This window comes from Mesorhizobium sp. M7A.F.Ca.US.010.02.1.1 (assembly GCF_004023085.1).
GTDB lineage: Bacteria > Pseudomonadota > Alphaproteobacteria > Rhizobiales > Rhizobiaceae > Mesorhizobium.
In genome coordinates, this window is sequence record NZ_RZRV01000003.1 from 97,983 (window position 1) to 116,489 (window position 18,507).

Genomic DNA, 18,507 nt, shown 5'->3' on the forward strand with positions numbered 1-18,507 from the left:
GTTGGTCGCTTACGTGCCGGCCGCTACTTGATCGCGTCCCAGCTCTTCTGGATGTCGGTGGCGACGTCCTGCGCCGACTTGCCGCCGACCAGGTCGATCATGCCGGTCCAGAAGGCGCCGGCGCCGATCTTGCCCGGCATCAGGTCGGAACCGTCGAAGCGGAAAGTCGAGGCATTGGCGAGGATTTCGCCCTGCTTCTTCAGCGCGTCGCTGGCATAGGCATCCTTGTTGACCGACTTGAGCGGCGTCACGAAGCCGCCTTCGGCCATCCAGATCTCGTGGGCGAGCGGCATCTTCAGGAATTCGATGAACGCGCGCGCACTCTTGCTGTCCTTGGTGATCATCGCCAGCGTACCGGCGCCGAGCACGGGCGTGCCCAGTTCAGGCTTGGAGGCATAGGGCGGGAAGTAGAAGAAGTCCGCGTCCTGGCCGACCTTGGTGCCTTCCGGGAAGAAGGTCGGGATGAACGATGCCTGGTGGTGCAGGTAGCATTTCGGCGGCACCGAAAAGAGACCCTTCGGACTGTCGCGGAAATCGGTCGCCGCAACCGCCTTGGCGCCGCCGTCGACCATCTTGTCGTCGGTCGCGATCTTGCCGAATATGTCGATGGCGTTGACCACCGCCGGATCGTTGAACGGAATCTCGTTCTTCACCCATTTGTCGTAGACCTCCGGAGGCTGGGTGCGCAGCATCAGGTCTTCGACCCAGTCGGTCGCCGGCCAGCCGGTGGCGCCGCCGGAGCCGAGGCCGATGCACCATGGCTTGCCGCCATCGGCGATGATCTTCTTTTCGAGATCGGCGAGTTCTTCCTGGGTCTTCGGCACCTTGTAGCCGGCTTCCTCGAAATTATCCGGCGAGTACCAGACCAGCGACTTCACGTCGGCCTTGTAAGGGAAGGCGAAGAAGCCCGGCTTGCCGTCCTTGTCCTTGAAGGTGCCGAGATCGACCCATGACTGGCCGGCGCCATAATTGTCCTTGACCCATTTGGCGGTGTCGTCACCGAGTGGCGTCAAAAGGCCCTTCGATGCCAGATCCTGGATCAGGCCCGGCTGGGGCAGCACGGCGATGTTGGGCGGGCTGCCGGCCTGTGTGTCGATGACGATCTGCTGCTCGTAATTCTCCGAGGAGGAGTATTTGATCTCGACGCCGGTGGCTTCCGAGAAATAGTCGAGAACGCCGCGCACCAGGCCTTCGTCCTCGCCGCGCCACGGCCCGAAGATCGACAGTGTCTCACCCTTGAGGTCGACTTTCTTGAGTTCTTCGTAGTTCGCCCAGTTGAAGCGCTTGTCTTCGCCGGGCTTGAACTTCAGTTCGGCCTGCGCGGGCGCGTTCAGGGCGAACGTGGCAAACGCAGCACCCAGCAAAAGCATTTTCTTCATCGGTATTCCTCCCAGTGGGTCTCACACACCGGACGGAACCTCCATTCCGCCCGCCGACGCCGCAGGACTGTGACTCAGTCGGAAAGGAACCGCAACCTTTCGAAGAGTCTTCCAAAGCGCTTTGGCTTTTTTGATCACGCCATTGAATTGCCAGGAAGTCAAGAGGCTGGCGAATTAATCGATTTAGGTTCGCGCATCTTAACTCCTGAAAGTGCGCTGCAGCATACTATTATGGCGATGCAGCAGCAATTTTTGTTTCAAACACGCCCAAACCGCGTCTATGGTTCGGCTTGTATGGCTCGGCCTCGGTGGCACTTGGGTCGATTCAATTTAAAAGCGCTTTGAGGGAATGGAGACTTTCGTGAACCTCAAGCAGCTCGCCCACATGCTGGCACTTTCGCAAACCACGGTAAGCCGCGCTCTGAACGGCTATCCCGAGGTCAACGAGGAAACGCGCAGGCGTGTCATGGATGCCGCCAAGCGCCATGGCTACCGTCCCAACCCGAGCGCGCGCCGGCTGGCGACCGGCAAGACCGGCATGATCGGCTATGTCCTGCCGACCGGTGCGTCCGTCGACATCGATCCGCATTTCGTCGAGTTCCTGTCCGGTCTTGGCGACTATGCCCGCTCGCACGAGCTCGATCTTGTGCTGTCGCCGGCCGACGCCGACGACCAGGAAACCACCTACCGGCGCATCGTCGCCAACCGGCAGGTCGACGCCGTCTACATCTCCTCGCCGCGGCCCGTTGACCGGCGCGTGGCGCTGGTCAACACGCTCGGCATTCCCTTCATCGTCCATGGCCGCAGTGAGGGCTTCGACTTCGACTATGCTTTTACCGACATCGACAATGAGGGCGCCTTCCACGAAGCGGCCAGGCTGCTGATCCAGCTCGGTCATCGGCGGCTGGCGCTGATCAATGGTGACGACCGCGAGACCTTCGCCATCCATCGAGAACGCGGCGTGCGCCGGGCGCTTGCCGCGAGCGGACTGACATTGAGCGAACGCCATGTCTGCTCGGTCGATATGACCGAGGAGAACGGCTATCGCGCCACCAGGCGCTTGCTGGAAGAGGACGACGCGCCGACCGCGATCGCCTGCTCCAGCCTGATCATGGCGCTGGGCGTCGTGCGTGCGGTGCGCGACCTCGGCCTGAGCATTCCGGGCGACGTGTCGCTGATCGCCCATGACGATGTCTTCCCCTGGCTGAGGCCGGAGAATTTTTCGGTGCCGCTGTCAACGACGCGTTCATCGATCCGTCTGGCCGGCGCCCGTGTCGCCGAGCGGCTGGCGGCACGGATTTCCGGCCTGGAGGAGGGCGCTCGCGGCGAGGTCTGGCCGGTCGACCTGGTGGTTAGGGGATCGGTGGCGGGGGCGCCTGTTTAGAACTGTCTCCCGAAGCGCTGCAAGCGCCGACCTTACTCCTTCGCAGCCCCTGCCGCCTTGATGTCCAGCAGCCCGTAGCCGAAATCATTGTCGCGTCCCTTTGGGCCGAGATCCCTGGCCGTCGCCGCGAGCGCTTTCTCGATGTCGTCGGCCGAACGATCAGGCGCGGCATGGATGAGATTGGCGATGGCGCCACTCACGATCGCCGCCGCAAACGAGGTGCCTGTGACCACGTCCGAACCGCCGCCGCTCGGCGCCACCATCTCGACGCCGGGCGCCGAGATGAAGACATAGGCGCCGCGATTGGCCTGCGGCATCAGCCCATCCTTGGCGTCGGTGGCGGTGACTGCGATGACACCATCGAAGGCCGCCGGATAGCCATAGGGCGCCTTCGGCCCGTTGTTGCCGGCTGCGGCGACCAGCACCATGCCGAGTGCGCGGGCATTGCGGCAGGCGACGCCGAGCAAATCGTTCTTCGGCCCGACGAAGCTCATATTGATGATGCGCACGTCCTGTTCCGCCGCCCAGTCGAGCGCCGACAGGATGACGTCCATGGTCGACTTGCCGCCCTCGAAGGCGCGGGCGTGATAGATTTTTGCGCCCGGCGCCATGCCTTCCAGCACGCCGACGCCGGCGATCAGCCCGTCGATCGACGTGCCGTGATCGCGCTTTTCGATCGGCACGTCGGGCATGGCGTCGAACTGCCCGGCAATGACGCCCGACAGCGCCGGGTTGGTGTCGTCGATGCCGGTGTCGATCACCGCGATGCGAACGTTTTCGCCGCTGGCCTGTTTGGAATCGAGCGCGATATGATCGAACGCATAGTTGACGATGCCGGCGGCCTGCTGCAGCGAATACACATGATTGGGCTCGCGCCGCTGTGTGCGGCCGTCGGCGGCCAGTTGCGCCAGCACGACGCCGACGGGCCGGCCGTCGGGAATGCCGAAGCGCACCAGCGTGGTGCCAAGCAGCCGCGACTGGCGCTGCGAGCGCACCTGCAGGCCGAAGGAGGCGGCGATCTGCTGCACGGCACCGGCATCGCCGTCGACGGTCACCAGCACCTCGTCGGGCACGAAATCGCCGACCACGGCGCGCCGCGGCTGAACGGCGATGAGATCGGTCGGCGAGACGATCGGGCCGCCAGGCGGGGGGCCGGCTTGAGTATCGGCAGGCAGCGTCGCGGGTGCCGGCCGTGGCGTCGGCACAGGGGTCGGAGGCGCCTCCGGGTTGGGAAACAGGTCGACGATCAGCGCCGGCAGGAAGACGGCGCCGGATTGGCCTGCGTCCGATCCGCCCTTTGTGTCATTGCCGTTCTTGGCGCAGTCGGCTCCCGCCGCATTGGTCCCGTCGCGGCAGTCGATTTTGGTCTGGTCTGGATTGGGGTCGTTGGTCTGCGCCGACGCGGGCACGGCGACGATTGTCATCGCCGCCGCAAGGATTGCCGCAAATCGAATGACTGCCTCAGCCGCCATCAACGGGTTTCCTTCCCTCGATCACAGTTTCCGTGAAAGCCTGGGCGGCAACAAGGCCGATTTGCTTGTTGTAGTCGGCAGCGGTCGGGGCCGGAATGCCAAGCCGGAACACGCCGTCGGCGGTCGGTCCGCCGATGATCTTCAGCCCGTTGCTGCCGAGGAAGGCGGATATGTCCGACATGTTGGCATCCGGCTTGAACTTGACCAGGGCGAACGGCATTTTCGCCGGATCGTTTTCCGCGCCGGCAATCTCGAAATCATTGCCTTTGCCGCCTGGTTCGACAAACGACTGCACCATGACCAGGGCCAGCAGAACCGCGGCTGCCGCCCAGGCGACACCGACCGGCACCGCCATGAAGCGGCCCCAGGCCTGCGCCAGCCAGGACGATCCTGCCGGCTTGCGCGCAGGCCCGGCCTCGGCGTCGAGTGCCTTGGCAAAGCGGCTGAGCGCATCGGCCGGCGGCCGGATTGCTTCGTTGGCGGCCGTGGCGCCGGAGAATTCGGCTTCAGCCTCACCAAGGGCGGCAAGTGCGGCCGGATCGCTGGCCAGCCATTCCTCGACCGCTTCCAGATCGGAACCTTCCAGCGAGCCGTTCAGGTAGAACGGCAGCAGCGTTTCCATTTCGTCGCGGCGCGACATCTTTTCAGCGGCGCTCATGGCCACCCCCTGTCGTAACCGGCGGCCTTGAGGGCCTCTCCGAGTTTCTTGCGGGCGTAGAACATCCGGGTCTTGACGGTGGCGACCGGAATGTCGAGCACCTCGCCGATCTCGCTCACCGACTGTCCGTGATAATAGGCAAGATCGATGACGACGCGATGCTCTTCGGGCAAGGTTTCGACGAAGCGCCGCAGGGCGGCGGCCTTGTCTTCCTTCATGGTGACGACTTCCGGCGTGTCGGCGCCGTCGGGCACCGCGGCGGCGGCCTCGTCGTCGATCCAGTCTTCCTTCTTCTTGCGCAGAAAGGACAGCGCCTTGAAACGGGCGATGCCGAGCAGCCATGTCGAGACTTCGGAGCGCCCTTCGAAGCCCGGCGCCTGGCGCCACAGCTCGAGGAAGACTTCGTTGGCGATATCGTCGGCCATCATTTCCGATCCCGTCTGGCGCGTCACGAAGCGGTAGACCCGCGCATGGTGACGCATGAACAGGAGCCGCACGGCGGCACGGTCGCCCTTCGCGACCCGGTCGACGAGAGCGCGATCGGTCTCCGTCGCTGCCGTCATGGCCGGTCGAGCCGCCTGGCTCCTGTCTGCTCTGTCGCTGATCGGTCCAAAAAGGTTCATCCTCCGCCAAGGAATTTTTAGGAGGCTAACCGAAGAGCGGGGCGGTTGCCAGAGCATCCCTTCTCCCCCGTCACTATACGGGGAGAAGGTGCCGGCAGGCGGATGAGGGGCGGCGCCGGCGTTCGCTGTTCATATGCCATGTTGGCGCTGCCCTCATCCTTACCCTCTTCCCGTAAAGGACGGGGAGAGGGGACGCCAACGGAGCGCTTGTCACCCCAAAAACGGCTTCGCCTTCATCGTCTCCGGTATTGCCACACCCAGCCGGCTCAGCACTGTCGGCGCCAGCTGCAGCTGGTCGAGCAGCGTGTCGGCCTGCGGACCCTTATCTTGTCCAAAATAGTACAGCGCGAAATCCTGCATCTCGTCGTCATGGCCGCCATGATGGCCACGATCGGTCTGGCCGTGATCGGCGGTGACGATCACCTCATAGCCGGCTTCGATCCAGCGCGGCAGGAAGGCCGCCAGCATGCCGTCCATCGCATAGACGGCATGGTCCATCTCGTGGCAGTCGTGGCCGAAGCGGTGTCCCATCGAGTCCAGCGTGCAGGTGTGCAGGATGCCATAGTCGATGCCATGGCGTTTCGTCAGCATCGTCAGCGTGGCGAACAGGTCGACATCGCTCGGCGTCATCTGGTTGCGGAGATTGTAACCAGTCATGGTGTGGAAGCGGCCATGCGTGATCGGCCCGCTTGGCTCGTCGAATTCCATATCCTCGACCAGGTCGAACGGATAGGCGCGGAAGAATTCCGACCAGTAGGAATGGGTCACCGCCCCCGTCTTGCCGCCTGCCTTGCTGACCTCGGAGAAGATATCGGGCTGCTCGACGCGGAACCGGTTCTCGTTGGAGAGAATCCCGTGCACCTGCGGTGAAACCCCGGTGTGGATCGACGCATAGCAGCAGGCCGAGGTCGACGGCAGCACCGAGCGCATTTTCCAGACGCGCGCCTCGCCCGATTGCACCCAGCCTTCGAGATTGCCCATCAGCCGGCGCCAGTTCCGGTAAGGCACGCCGTCGAGGATGATCAGCAAAAGCTTGGATTTGAGCGCCATGGGCGGCTCCTTGCGGCTTGGCAGTTGAAACGGAACGCCGTGTGCCGTCTTGGGCACACGGCGTTCTTGATAGATGAAATCGGACGATCAGAGTCCGCTCAAGCGTTGAGCCAGCACTCGGCAAGCGCGTAGCCGTCCATCATTTCGCCGATAGGGCTCTTGGCATAGCCGCCGATCTTGTTGGTGGCGGCCGCGTCGATGAACTGGTTGAAGAAGGGCACGATCAGCCCGCCTTCGTCACGCATCATCACTGCCATATCGTGGTAGATCGCCTGGCGCTTGGCCTGGTCGAGCTCGCCGCGCGCGGTAAACAGCATCTTGTCGAATTCCGGCCGCTTGAAGCGCGTGTCGTTCCAGTCGGCGGTCGAGACATAGCCGGTGGAATACATCTGGTCCTGCGTGGCGCGTCCGCCCCAGTAGGAGAGCGAGAAAGGCTGCTTGTTCCAGACCTCCGACCAATAGCCGTCGCCGGGTTCGCGCTTGATCTCGATCTTGATGCCGGCTTTGGCGCAGGACTGCTGATAGAGCTGTGCGGCATCGACGGCGCCCGGGAAGGCGACGTCCGAGGTGCGCAGCACGATCGAGCCGCTGTGGCCTGATTTCTTGTAGGCTGCCGCCGCCTTGTCCGGATCGAACTTGCGCTGCTCGATGTCGGCGGAAAACAGCGGATAGGCCTCGTTGATCGGGAAGTCGTTACCCACCGAGCCATAGCCGCGCAGGATCTTTTCCAGCATCTCGTCGCGGTCCATGGCTAGCTTCAGCGCCATGCGCAGATCGTTGCTGTCGAAGGGGGCGGTGTCGCAGAACATATTGAACGGGTAGTAACCCTTGCCCGAGACGTTCTCGATGGAAACGCCGGCGATGCGCTTGACGAGATCGACGACCTTGGGTTCGACGCGGTTGATCATGTGCACCTGGCCGCCCTGCAAGGCTGCAAGCCGTGCCGTCGCATCATTGATGACGATGATCTCGACCTGGTCGGCATGGCCGGCCTTGTCGCGCAGCCAGTAATTGGCGAAACGCTCGCCGCCATGGCGCACGCCGGGCTGGTTGACGCTAACTTTATAGGGACCGGCGCTGATGCCGGCGTTCGGATCGTCCTTGCCGCCATTCGGCTGGATGGTGAGATGATAGTCGGCCATCAGATAGGGGAAGTCGGCATCGGCGTCGCCGAGCGTGACGATGACCTCCTTGCCGCTCGCCTTGATCCCCTTGATGTTCTTGAGGATGCCGAGTGCTCCGGACTTGGACTTCTCATCCGCATGTCGCTCGATGGTGGCGGCAACATCCTCCGCGCCGACCGTCTTGCCATTGTGGAACTCGATGCCGTCGCGGATCTTGATTGTCCATGTCTTGGCGTCGGCCGAGGCGCCAATCTCCTCGGCAATCAGGTTGACCAGCTTGTTGTCCGGTGTGAGGCGCACGAGATACTCGCCCCAAAGCTTGCCGAAGCTGAAGGTAACCTGGCTGAGGTTCAACGCCGGATCGAGACTGTTGGTGGATTCACCGCCCTGCAGGCCGGCCTTGATGATACCGCCCTTCACCGCCGTCTGGGCAAATGCCTTGCCGGCCAGCGCCGGCATCAGGGCCGCCGATACGCCGAGCGCGGCGGCGCGCCCGAGAAAGGCGCGACGCGATATCCGGCCTTGACCGGCGAGTTCAGCGAGATAATCGAGTTCAGTCTTCATGTCCTACCCCTGTTTAAAAGTCGTGCGAGCGGCGCTTGTCCCGAAGGACGTGTGGCGTTCTAGTGTTGCATCCGGATGACGGTCGCCGGCGCCCCGATGTGGCGGCTTGATCTGACGCGATTTCCAGGGAAGCGCCCTGCATTTCTTCCGGGAGTACTGGTCTCCAGTTTTCCCGGAATTGCTTTAGTTCCCCGCGCTGGCCATGCGCCGTCCCTTGATTGCCTTTTCCAGCCAGCCGATTTCCATCTCTGGAACCGAGGAGAGCAGGAGGTCGGTATAGGCGTCGAAGGGCGGGCTCAGCACCTTGCTCTTGGGGCCATAGCGCACCACTTCGCCGCGATACATCACCGCGATCGAATCGGCGATAGACTTCACCGTCGCGAGGTCATGCGTGATGAACAGATAGGCGACGTTCTCTTCCTTCTGCAGCTCGAGCAGCAGCTCGAGAATGCCGTGTGCCACCAGCGGATCGAGTGCCGAGGTGACCTCGTCGCAGATAATCAACTTGGGCTTGGCGGCAAGTGACCGGGCGATGCAGACGCGTTGCTTCTGGCCGCCGGAAAGCTCGGCCGGGTAGCGATCGGAAAAGCCCTTGCCCATCTCGATCTTGTCGAGCAGTTCGGTAACGCGCCTGTCGCGCTCGCGGCCGCGCATGCCGAAATAGAATTCGAGCGGCCGGCCGATGATGGTGGCGACGGTCTGGCGCGGGTTCATCGCCACATCGGCCATCTGGTAGATCATCTGCAACTGGCGCAGATCCTCCTTCGGCCGGTCGGCCAGCCGGTTGGCCAGCGGACGTCCGTCGAAGGTCACCGTACCCGCTTCGGGTGGCAAAAGCCCGGTGATGGCGCGTGCCAGCGTCGATTTGCCGGAGCCGGACTCGCCGACCACGGCCAGTGTCTGGCCCGGATAGATGTCGACCGAGACGTTCTTCAGCACCTTGATGTCGCTGCGGCCATAGGCGGCGGTGACGTTCTTCACCGACAGGAACGGCGTCGTGCCGGGTTTCTGCTCCTGGTGTTCGATCTCATGCACCGAGACCAACGCATTGGTGTATTCCTGGCGCGGCTCCTTGATGATCTGCCTTGTGCCGCCCCATTCGACCAGCCTTCCATGGCGCAGCACCATGATCTCGTCTGAGACCTGGGCGACGACGGCAAGGTCGTGCGTGATGTAGAGCGCCGCGACATGGGTGTCGCGGATGGCGTCCTTGATCGCCGCCAGCACGTCGATCTGCGTCGTCACGTCGAGCGCCGTGGTCGGCTCGTCGAAGACGATCAGGTCCGGCTCCGAGCACAGCGCCATCGCTGTCATCACGCGCTGCAACTGGCCGCCCGACACCTGGTGCGGAAAGCGCTCGCCGATGGTTTCGGGGTTCGGCAGGCTGAGCTTCTTGAACAGCGCAACCGCGCGCTTCTCGGCCTCGGCACGTGTCGCCGTACCGTGCAGCAGCGTGGCTTCCACCACCTGGTCCATCAGCCGGTGCGCCGGGTTGAAGGCGGCTGCCGCCGATTGCGCGACATAGCAGACCTCGCGGCCGCGTAATTTGCGGAAGCCATCCTTGCCGCCCTTGAGGATGTCGCGGCCGTTCAGGATCACCTCGCCGCCGGTGATGCGCACGCCACCGCGGCCATAGCCCATCGACGACAGGCCGATGGTCGACTTGCCGGCGCCGGACTCGCCGATCAGGCCGAGCACCTTGCCTTTTTCAAGCGTCAGCGAGACATCGTGCACCAACACGATGTTCTTTGGCGGCTCGCCGGGCGGGAAGACGGTGGCTTCGATACGCAGATTGCGGATGTCGAGCAGCAGGCCTGATTTCGCTTTGGTGTCGGCCATCACCCGCGTCCTCCCTTGAGGCTGGTCGTCCGGTTGAGCACCCAGTCGGCAACCAGGTTGACGGAAATCGCCAACAGTGCGATCGCCGCCGCCGGGATAAGCGCGGCCGCGATGCCGAAGACGATGCCGTCCTTGTTTTCCTTGACCATGCCGCCCCAGTCGGCGTCCGGTGGCTGCACGCCAAGGCCGAGGAACGACAGCGTCGACAGGAACAGCACGGCATAGATGAAGCGCAGGCCGAGTTCCGAAACCAGCGGTGACAGTGCGTTGGGCAGGATCTCACGGAAGATGATCCAGCCGCTGCCCTCACCACGCAGTTTCGCCGCCTCGACATAGTCCATGACGTTGATGTCGACGGCGACCGCGCGCGACAGGCGATAGACGCGGGTCGAATCCAGAATGCCCATCACCAGGATCAGCGTCACCAGGTTGGTCGGTAGCACGGACAGCACGACGAGACCCATGATCAGCGTCGGGATAGACATCAAGAGATCGACGAGGCGCGACAGCAGCGTATCGAACCAGCCGCCGAAGACGGCCGCCGAGAAGCCGAGGATGGCGCCGAGCGAGAATGACAGCGCGGTGGCCAGCACCGCGATGAACAAAGTGATGCGGGCGCCGTAGATCATGCGCGAAAGCAGGTCGCGGCCGAGATTGTCGGTGCCTAGCAAATGAGCAGCCGACATCGGTTCCCAGACATCGCCGACGATTTCGCCATTGCCGTGCGGCGCGATCCAGGGGGCGAAGACCGCCGCCAGGACGAACAATGCCGTCAGCACGATGCCGATCAGAGCGGGGATGGGGATGCGTTTGATATCGAGCATATCCGCCCCCCTATTTCGGATGTCTGAGACGCGGATTGGCGACGATCGCCGCTATGTCCGCAATGATGTTCAGGCTGATATAGACGGCGGCGAAGATCAGGCCGACCGCCTGCACCACCGGAACGTCGCGTTTGGTGACATGGTCGACGAGATACTGCCCCATGCCCGGATAGACGAAGATCACCTCGACCACGACGACGCCGACGATCAGATAGGCGAGGTTGAGCATGACGACGTTGATGATCGGCGCGATGGCATTGGGGAAGGCGTGCTTGCGGATGACGTTGAAGGCCGACAGGCCTTTCAGTTCCGCCGTCTCGACATAGGCCGACTGCATGACATTGAGGATCGCCGCGCGTGTCATGCGCATCATGTGGGCGAGCACGACCAGCGTCAGCGCTGCCGCCGGCAGGGCGATCGCCTGCATGCGCTCGCCAAAAGGCATGCCGTCATAGACGGTCGAGATGCCGGGGAAGATTTGCCATTTCACGGCGAAGAAATAGACCAGCACGTAGCCGATGAAGAACTCGGGAAAGGAGGTCGAGGCCAGCGCCAGCCCGGAGATCAGCTTGTCGACCCAGCCATTGCGATAGCGTACCGCGATCAGGCCGAGGATGATCGCCAGCGGCACGGCGACGATCGCTGCCCAGAAGGCGAGGAACAGCGTGTTCCACAGCCGTCCCTTGATCGACGTGGCGATATCCTGCCCGCTCGACATGGCCGTGCCGAGATCGCCGGTCAGCACGCCGCCCAGCCAATGAAAATACCTGAGATAGGCTGGCTGGTTGAGCCCGAGTTGCTCGCGCAGATTGGCGAGCGACTCCGGTGTCGCCGATTGTCCGAGAATGGCTTGCGCGACGTCGCCGGGCAAGATCTGGGTGCCGGCGAAGATCAGGACCGAAACGGCCAACAAGAGGAGAATGCCCAGCGCAACGCGCTGGGCCACCAGTTTCAAGATGGGTGAGGACATATCCGCAAGGCCAAGCTCAGGCTTCGAGCCAGCACTTCGCCAGCGCGTAACCGTTCATCAGCTCCTGATGTGGATCGTCGACCCAGCCGTCGACCTTGGCGCCGGTAGCGTCGATGAACTGGTTGAACATCGGCAAGATCAGGCCACCTTCGTCGCGGACCAGGACAGCCATGTCATGGTACATCTGCTTGCGCTTGGTCTCGTCTAGCTCGGCGCGCGCGGCCAGCACCATTTTGTCGAAGTCCGGGCGCTTGAAACGCGTGTCGTTCCAGTCGGCGGTCGACAGATAAGCGGTGGAGTACATCTGGTCCTGGGTCGAGCGGCCACCCCAGTAGGAAGCGCAGAAGGGCTGCTTGTTCCAGACCTCGTTCCAATAGCCGTCACCGGGCTCACGCTTGAGCTCGATCTTGATGCCGGCCTTGGCAGCGCTCTGCTGGAAGAGCTGGGAAGCGTCGACGGCGCCCGGGAAAGCGACGTCCGAAGTCCGCAGCAGCACGGCGCCGTCATGGCCCGACTTCTTGAAGTGGAACTTGGCCTTGTCGGGATCGTACTTGCGCTGCTCGATATCAGTGAACAGCGGGTAGGAAGCGTTGATCGGGAAATCGTTGCCGATCGAACCGTAGCCACGCAGGATCTTGTCGAGCATTTCTTCGCGGTCGATGGCCAGCTTCAGGGCCATGCGCAGATCGTTGTTGTCGAAGGGGGCGGTGTTGCAATGCGCGATGAAGACATAGTGGCCAGGACCCGCATGGTTGCGGATGGTCACGCCAGGCAGGCGCTTGATCAGGTCGACGATCTTCGGCTCGACGCGGTTGATCATGTTGACCTGGCCGCCTTGCAGGGCGGCGGTGCGCGCCGTCGCATCGTTGATGACGATGATCTCGATCTGGTCGGCATGGCCCATCTTGTCGCCCTGCCAATAATTGGCGAAACGCTCGCCGCCATGGCGCACGCCGGGCTCATTGGTCGTGACCTTGTAAGGACCGGCCGAGATGCCTGCGTCGGCCTTATCCTTGCCGCCATTCGGTTGGACGATCAGGTGATAGTCGCTGAGCAAATAGGGCAGATCGGCATTGGCTTCCTTCAGGGTCAGCACGACTTCCTTGCCGCTGGCCTTGATGGTCTCGATGCCCTTCATGTAGCCGAGCGCGCCGGATTTCGACTTCTCGTCGGAATGGCGCTCAAGTGTGGCGGCCACGTCCTCGGCGGTCACCGTCTTGCCGTTGTGGAATTCGACGCCGTCGCGGATCTTCAGCGTCCATACCTTGGCGTCGTCCGACGAGCCGATCTCCTCGGCGATGCGGTTCTCGAGCTTGCCTTCCGGCGAAAGCTCGACGATCAATTCGCCCCACATCTTGCCGAAGGCGAACGGCACCTGAGTCATGAACAGTGCCGGATCAAGGCTGTTGGTGGACTCGCCGCCGACAAGTCCGGCCTTCAGAGTGCCGCCTTTGACCGGACCTGCCGCGCGTGCCGCGCTTGAAAGCAGCGAGTTGGCGAAGGGCGCGGAGATACCGAGCGCCGCCGCCCGGCCGAGAAAATCACGACGGCTCAGTTTGCCCGACGCGACACGCCGGCTAAGAAATTCCAGTTCGTTCGACATTTTGAGTTCCTCACTCTGTTGGTTCGACTCTGCGGTCGTTTTACTTGTTTCTTGTGAGGAGAATAATGACCGCAAGGGAAAGCGGTAAGCAAGACCGAATGCGACATGCCGTGGCGTAAATCGTACGTCGCAATTGGACCAATGAACTCGGTGCTCAAAGAAGCGCGCGCGGCACCTTCTCCTCGAAATTACGCTCGAAGACGAGCGTTTCGTCCTCATAGGCCTCGATTCTGGCGCTGACGATGAAGTTTTGCGCGTCCGATCGCATTTCGGCTGTCGTTTCGGTGCGTACCGACCATCCGTTTCGCGACAGGGTCTGCGTCCAGTGCGTCTTCCCCGAGGCCGACAGCGGGTCGTCGGGATGGATCGTCCAGGTCTCGCGGGCGATGCTGCCATTGGCGAGGCCATGAGCGAGATCGCGCACCTCGCCGAAATCATCAACGATGGAAAGCGTCACGATTCCCGTCTTTTCGTCACGATCGATATGGCGCTCGGAATTGCTGGCGCGGATCGTCTCCGTTGCCCAGGGAGTGGCACCTTCCGGCTCGGCGAACGCCGCTTCATCGTCTGTCGCCAACGGCCGCAGCGGCAAGCGGAGCGTCGCCGCCGATAAGGTCAGCCGGACCGGCTCCGGCGACGGCCAGATGGCAGGCCAATAGGCGTTCGAAACGGCAACACGCAGGTGGTGGCCGGGCGGAACGCGATAGCCGCATTGATCGAGCACGACGCGTACTGAGATGGTTTCGCCCGGCACCAGGGCTTCCGGGAACTCGTGCGAGTTGCGATGCGTCAGGTTGAGCACGCCGTAGGAAATCAGCTCCGACGCGCCATCGGGATGCACGTCACAGAGTCGGATCGCGATGTTGGCCTGCGGACGGTCGGAGGACAGCCGCAATTCGACTTCCGCGGTGCCGACGATGTCGATGGCCTGACTGAGTTCCGTCTGGTCGAAACACACCGACAGCGCATCGTCGGGGCGCTGATCGCCTGGCAGTTCGGGGCCGAAGGTGAAGGGAAAATACTCGCCGCCAGCCAAGCCGCAGCTTTGCGGCGAGGCAACGATGGCGGGTTTTTCCGTTGCGGGGATCAGATCGACCGCCTGCGTCTTGATGGTTGGCGAGGGCCATTGCTGCTCGGCAATCCAGCGGCCGGGACGCTCGGGGTGCCAGCGCGCCGGACGCACGCTGTCCATGACATAGGCGCGGTAGGCCGGGTCGGACTCGACACCGGTTTCGACACTCTTGAGCCAGCGGTCCCACCAGCGCAAGGCCTCTTGCAGGAAGCCGATGGCGGGTTTTGGTCCTGCGTAATGCGGGTATTTATGGATCCATGGCCCGATAATGCCCTTGACCGGGGCTTCGATGTTGCTGGCCAGATGCGAGACGGTGTTGCGGTAGCCGTCATGCCAGCCGCCGATCGACAGAACCGCGGCTTTGACGGCGGAAAAATCCTCACAGATCGAGCCGCGCTTCCAGTAGGCATCACGGTGCTGGTGCTTCAGCCACAGCGGCGCCAGGAAGGATTGGTTCTCCAGCCGGGTCAGCCACAGATCGCGCCATCTGTTGTCGCCGGCCAGCAGCGGGTCCGGCGGCCGCGATGAGTAGGACAGCATGGTCGAGGCCCAGCCGAAGTTCTCGATCAGCAGGCAGCCGCCCTTGTAGTGAATGTCGTCGGCGTAGCGGTCGACGGTCGAGCACAAGCTGATCACCGCTTTGAGCGCCGGCGGCTGCTTGGCCGCCACCTGCAGGCAGTTGAAGCCGCCCCAGGAAATGCCCATCATGCCGACATTGCCGTTGCACCAGGGCTGGCTTGCCGCCCAGGCGATGATGTCGCAGGCGTCCTGCAATTCCTGCTCGGAATATTCGTCGTCCATCAGCCCTTCGGAATCGCCATTGCCGCGCATATCGACCCGGATCGAGGCGTAGCCGTGGCCGGCGAAATAGGGATGCGTCAGCTGATCGCGAAAGATGGTGCCGTCGCGCTTGCGGTAGGGCAGATGCTCCAGGATCGCCGGCACTGGATCGTCGCCGGCATCCTCCGGCATCCAGACCCGCGCCGACAGCCGGCAGCCATCCGGCATGACGATGCCCATATCCGGGAACTCGACGACCTTGCGGGGAAATTCGGTGACTGTTTTCATGGCCCGCATAACGCCCCGCGGCGCGACGACTTTCAATCACCATTCGCGACTGGAGCAGCGAAAAATGCGACCTGTGCCGCTACCGCAATTCATCCAGCAGTTCGGGATGTTTTTCCAGCAGCGTCATCAATTGAATGGTCGGGCCACTCGGCTCGATCAGGCCCCTTTCATACTTGTCGAAAGCATTCTCGCCGACCTTGAACAGGGATCCTGCCTCGCGCTGCGACAGATTGAGCTTTGTGCGCATGCGGCGGATGGTTGCCGGGGCCGGCACGCCATCGATCCTCTCCTTGAGGGCGCGTAGTGCGGCATCGACGGCAGCCATGTCGCCTCCGATATGCACACCCTCGTCACCGGATGCTGGATAGTAACCCGGAAGGTCGACAATTATGCTCTCGCCCTTGTACGCCACTGTGAATGGACGCACGTCACGCGTGAGCGTTTCCCCGGTTTCGGGGGAAATCATGGTCCGATTTTCTTCTCTTGTCGCCATGGTCATTTCTCCTTGAACGACATGACCGTGAACTCGGTCACGACATCCGCTTGGAATTTCACGTAGAGGATCAGGTCGCGCACGGGCACGTGATAGGCATCCTGCCAGACCCGGTGATCCGCAAAGGTCGTCATGGATTTCACGAACATTTTCCTCGTCATGCCGCCGATTACCTCGACGACGCCGGCACGGTCGAAGCCAAGGCCTGTGGCATCCCGCAGAGCGGACGTCGTGATCGCCAGCGTATCGACAGACCCGAACGTCGTCTTGATGGCATCAAGATCGTAGGTGGGCCTTCGTTTCTCCATGACGCAATATGCCACCATAAAGGTGGCAATTCAAGGGTGCCCCCCGGTAGGCCGAGAGCCCTAATTCAGCGGGATGTCGTTATCGTCCTTGTTCGCCTGATAGACGCCGGACAGATCATCGTAGCGCGCCGAAATCGCGCCGATGCGTATTTCCAGCCGTTGCCGCTCTACCTCGGGCAACGCTCGCACCAGCCTGCGGATAGAAAAGCTCTTCCAGTAGGCATTCTCGGCATTGTAGCCGCCGGGGTCGAGGGTGAAGACCTCTTTCAGGATCTTCAGATCGTGCGGGATGGCAAAACTGTCGCGCGAATCCTCGTGGCTGAACAGATAGTAGAAATTGTCGAAGCCAGTCCAGGTGATCGCCGACAGGCAGAGCGAGCAGGGCTCATGCGTGGCGAGGAAAATGGCGTCTCTTGTATCGACGCGCTCCGCCTTCGGCATTTCGTAGAAACGTTTCAGGCAGTGCACCTCGCCATGCCAGAGCGGGTTTTCCCTCTCGTTGTTGGTCTCGGCCAGCACCAGCGAACGGTCGTCCTTGCGCAGGATCGCCGCGCCGAACAGCTTGTTGCCATGGACAACACCGTCGGCCGTCTTCGGCACGATGTCGTGTTCGATCACGTCGAGCAGGCGGTCGATCAAAGAAATGTCGGTCATTTCAGGCTCTCCTGCTGCATGTCGCCCAAAAGTGCCCCGGTTTTGGGGTAACGACATGCACAAAAAATTAAGGGAGATGGATCTCGTAAGCATGCGAGAAATGGAATTCTTCGAGATTGGAGCCGTCGCCGCCCCGGTCGACGATCAGGAAGTCCTGAGGCTCGCCGAGCGGCGTCAGCACGCCATGCCAGAGATTGCGGGAATAGTTGATACCTTGTCCGGGTGCGGTGGTGAAGGCATGCGGCTCGCCCGGCCCCTCATCGCCATCATGGCAGACGACGACCAGGAATGGGCGCGGCGACAGCGGGATGAAGGCCTGGCTGCCGAAGGGGTGGCGCTCGACCATGCTCAGCTTCAGCGGCAGTTCGTAAGGCGTGCCGCGCACCATCGAGATCAGCACGCGGGCATTCGGTCCGATCGCCTCGGCGGTCGCCAGATCGTGATAGCGTTCCGCGCGGCCGCCATTGATCGGGTAGTGGTTGTCGCCGCCCATATCGATGACGTCGCCGAACGGAGCAAAGCTCTCGCGGGTCAGTGGCCGCGCAATGATCCGCGTCACGGCGTCCGCCCGGGGACACCGGCGCCGCCGAGCTTGGCGTGCCGGTTCACGTCCTTGTAGAGCAGATAGCGGAATTTTCCCGGGCCGCCCGCGTAGCAGGCCTGCGGACAGAAGGCGCGCAGCCACATATAGTCGCCGGCCTCGACCTCGACCCAGTCCTGGTTGAGGCGATAGACCGCTTTGCCCTCCAGCACATAGAGCCCATGCTCCATGACATGGGTCTCGGCGAAGGGAATGACCGCGCCGGGTTCCAGCGTGACAATGGTCATGTGCATGTCGTGGCGCAAATCGGCCGGATCGACGAACCGCGTCGTCGCCCAGCGGCCTTCGGTGCCGGGCATAGGGGTTGGCGCGATCTCCTGCTCGTTGGTGAAGAAGGCTTCCGGCACATCGAGACCGTCAACCACCTCGTAAGCCTTGCGAATCCAGTGGAAGCGCACGTCGGCCTTGCTTTCGTTGCGAACCGTCCAGCCGCTGGCCGGCGGCAGGAAGGCAAAGCCGCCGGGCCGCAAGACATGCTTCTTGCCGGCAAGCAGAACCGTCAACTCGCCCTCGACCACGAACAGGGCGCCCTCGGCGCCGGCATCGGGTTCCGGCCGCTCGCTGCCGCCGCTCGGCGCGACCTCGACAATGTATTGCGAGAACGTCTCGGCAAAACCGGATAGCGGTCGCGACAAGATCCAGGCGCGGGTCTTGTCCCAGAACGGCAACGCACTGGTCACGATGTCCTGCATCACACCCCGGGGAATGACGGCATAGGCCTCGGTGAAGACGGCGCGGCCGGTCAGAAGCTCGCTCTGGCCGGGGTGGCCGCCATGTGGTGCGTAATAGGTTCGCTCGGGCATCCTGATCGTATCCATGGG

17 protein-coding genes are annotated in these 18,507 nt (G+C 62.7%); 1 reads left to right on the forward strand and 16 read right to left on the reverse strand.

Going from position 1 to position 18,507, the window contains the following annotated elements; genetic code table 11:
* Positions 1–23 precede the first annotated feature (23 nt).
* Positions 24–1,379, reverse strand: a complete 1,356-nt coding sequence (locus tag EOA19_RS03975; protein ID WP_127267791.1) for an ABC transporter substrate-binding protein — start codon at positions 1,377–1,379, stop codon at positions 24–26.
* Between the two features lie 361 nt (positions 1,380–1,740).
* Between EOA19_RS03975 and EOA19_RS03980 the strand changes: the two genes are divergently transcribed.
* The gene (locus EOA19_RS03980; protein ID WP_023813647.1) at positions 1,741–2,763 is read left to right on the forward strand and encodes a substrate-binding domain-containing protein; all 1,023 of its coding nucleotides are present in this window, start codon (positions 1,741–1,743) and stop codon (positions 2,761–2,763) included.
* A 32-nt stretch (positions 2,764–2,795) separates the two neighbouring features.
* Here EOA19_RS03980 and EOA19_RS03985 read toward each other — a convergent pair whose 3' ends face one another.
* From EOA19_RS03985 to EOA19_RS04055, 15 genes are all read right to left on the reverse strand, one after another.
* The gene (locus EOA19_RS03985) at positions 2,796–4,235 is read right to left on the reverse strand and encodes a S8 family serine peptidase (RefSeq protein ID WP_023813646.1); all 1,440 of its coding nucleotides are present in this window, start codon (positions 4,233–4,235) and stop codon (positions 2,796–2,798) included.
* Complete coding sequence (locus tag EOA19_RS03990) at positions 4,225–4,893, reverse strand: hypothetical protein (RefSeq protein ID WP_023813645.1); 669 nt, start codon at positions 4,891–4,893, stop codon at positions 4,225–4,227. Before EOA19_RS03990 ends, EOA19_RS03985 begins: the two co-directional genes overlap by 11 nt.
* Positions 4,890–5,456, reverse strand: a complete 567-nt coding sequence (locus tag EOA19_RS03995) for a sigma-70 family RNA polymerase sigma factor (RefSeq protein ID WP_023813644.1) — start codon at positions 5,454–5,456, stop codon at positions 4,890–4,892. The genes EOA19_RS03990 and EOA19_RS03995 overlap by 4 nt, the downstream gene beginning before the upstream one ends.
* 270 nt (positions 5,457–5,726) lie before the next feature.
* Positions 5,727–6,566: an alkaline phosphatase family protein gene (locus EOA19_RS04000; protein WP_023813643.1), complete on the reverse strand. Its 840-nt coding sequence runs from the start codon at positions 6,564–6,566 to the stop codon at positions 5,727–5,729.
* A 98-nt stretch (positions 6,567–6,664) separates the two neighbouring features.
* Entirely contained in the window at positions 6,665–8,254 is a 1,590-nt protein-coding gene (locus tag EOA19_RS04005) for an ABC transporter substrate-binding protein (protein ID WP_128302766.1), read from the reverse strand.
* Between the two features lie 183 nt (positions 8,255–8,437).
* The gene (locus EOA19_RS04010) at positions 8,438–10,093 is read right to left on the reverse strand and encodes an ABC transporter ATP-binding protein (protein WP_023813641.1); all 1,656 of its coding nucleotides are present in this window, start codon (positions 10,091–10,093) and stop codon (positions 8,438–8,440) included.
* Complete coding sequence (locus EOA19_RS04015; RefSeq protein ID WP_023813640.1) at positions 10,093–10,917, reverse strand: ABC transporter permease; 825 nt, start codon at positions 10,915–10,917, stop codon at positions 10,093–10,095. Before EOA19_RS04015 ends, EOA19_RS04010 begins: the two co-directional genes overlap by 1 nt.
* A 10-nt stretch (positions 10,918–10,927) precedes the next feature.
* Positions 10,928–11,887 carry an ABC transporter permease gene (locus EOA19_RS04020; protein ID WP_023813639.1) on the reverse strand — a complete coding sequence of 320 codons (960 nt, stop codon included), beginning with the start codon at positions 11,885–11,887 and terminating at the stop codon, positions 10,928–10,930.
* Positions 11,888–11,903: 16 nt separating this feature from the next.
* Entirely contained in the window at positions 11,904–13,490 is a 1,587-nt protein-coding gene (locus EOA19_RS04025; protein ID WP_023813638.1) for an ABC transporter substrate-binding protein, read from the reverse strand.
* A 154-nt stretch (positions 13,491–13,644) separates the two neighbouring features.
* A complete protein-coding gene (locus EOA19_RS04030) occupies positions 13,645–15,630 on the reverse strand; it encodes a CocE/NonD family hydrolase (protein ID WP_128302767.1) in 1,986 nt (661 codons plus the stop codon).
* A 79-nt stretch (positions 15,631–15,709) separates the two neighbouring features.
* Complete coding sequence (locus EOA19_RS04035) at positions 15,710–16,129, reverse strand: type II toxin-antitoxin system MqsA family antitoxin (RefSeq protein ID WP_050592750.1); 420 nt, start codon at positions 16,127–16,129, stop codon at positions 15,710–15,712.
* Positions 16,126–16,431: a type II toxin-antitoxin system MqsR family toxin gene (locus tag EOA19_RS04040; protein WP_128302768.1), complete on the reverse strand. Its 306-nt coding sequence runs from the start codon at positions 16,429–16,431 to the stop codon at positions 16,126–16,128. Before EOA19_RS04040 ends, EOA19_RS04035 begins: the two co-directional genes overlap by 4 nt.
* A gap of 60 nt (positions 16,432–16,491) precedes the next feature.
* Positions 16,492–17,085 (reverse strand): nucleoside deaminase, encoded by a 594-nt coding sequence (locus EOA19_RS04045; RefSeq protein WP_128302769.1) that lies wholly within the window; start codon positions 17,083–17,085, stop codon positions 16,492–16,494.
* Positions 17,086–17,152: 67 nt separating this feature from the next.
* Entirely contained in the window at positions 17,153–17,644 is a 492-nt protein-coding gene (locus tag EOA19_RS04050; protein WP_128302770.1) for an ureidoglycolate lyase, read from the reverse strand.
* Positions 17,641–18,504 carry a bifunctional allantoicase/(S)-ureidoglycine aminohydrolase gene (locus EOA19_RS04055; RefSeq protein ID WP_128302771.1) on the reverse strand — a complete coding sequence of 288 codons (864 nt, stop codon included), beginning with the start codon at positions 18,502–18,504 and terminating at the stop codon, positions 17,641–17,643. The genes EOA19_RS04050 and EOA19_RS04055 overlap by 4 nt, the downstream gene beginning before the upstream one ends.
* Positions 18,505–18,507: the final 3 nt, after the last annotated feature.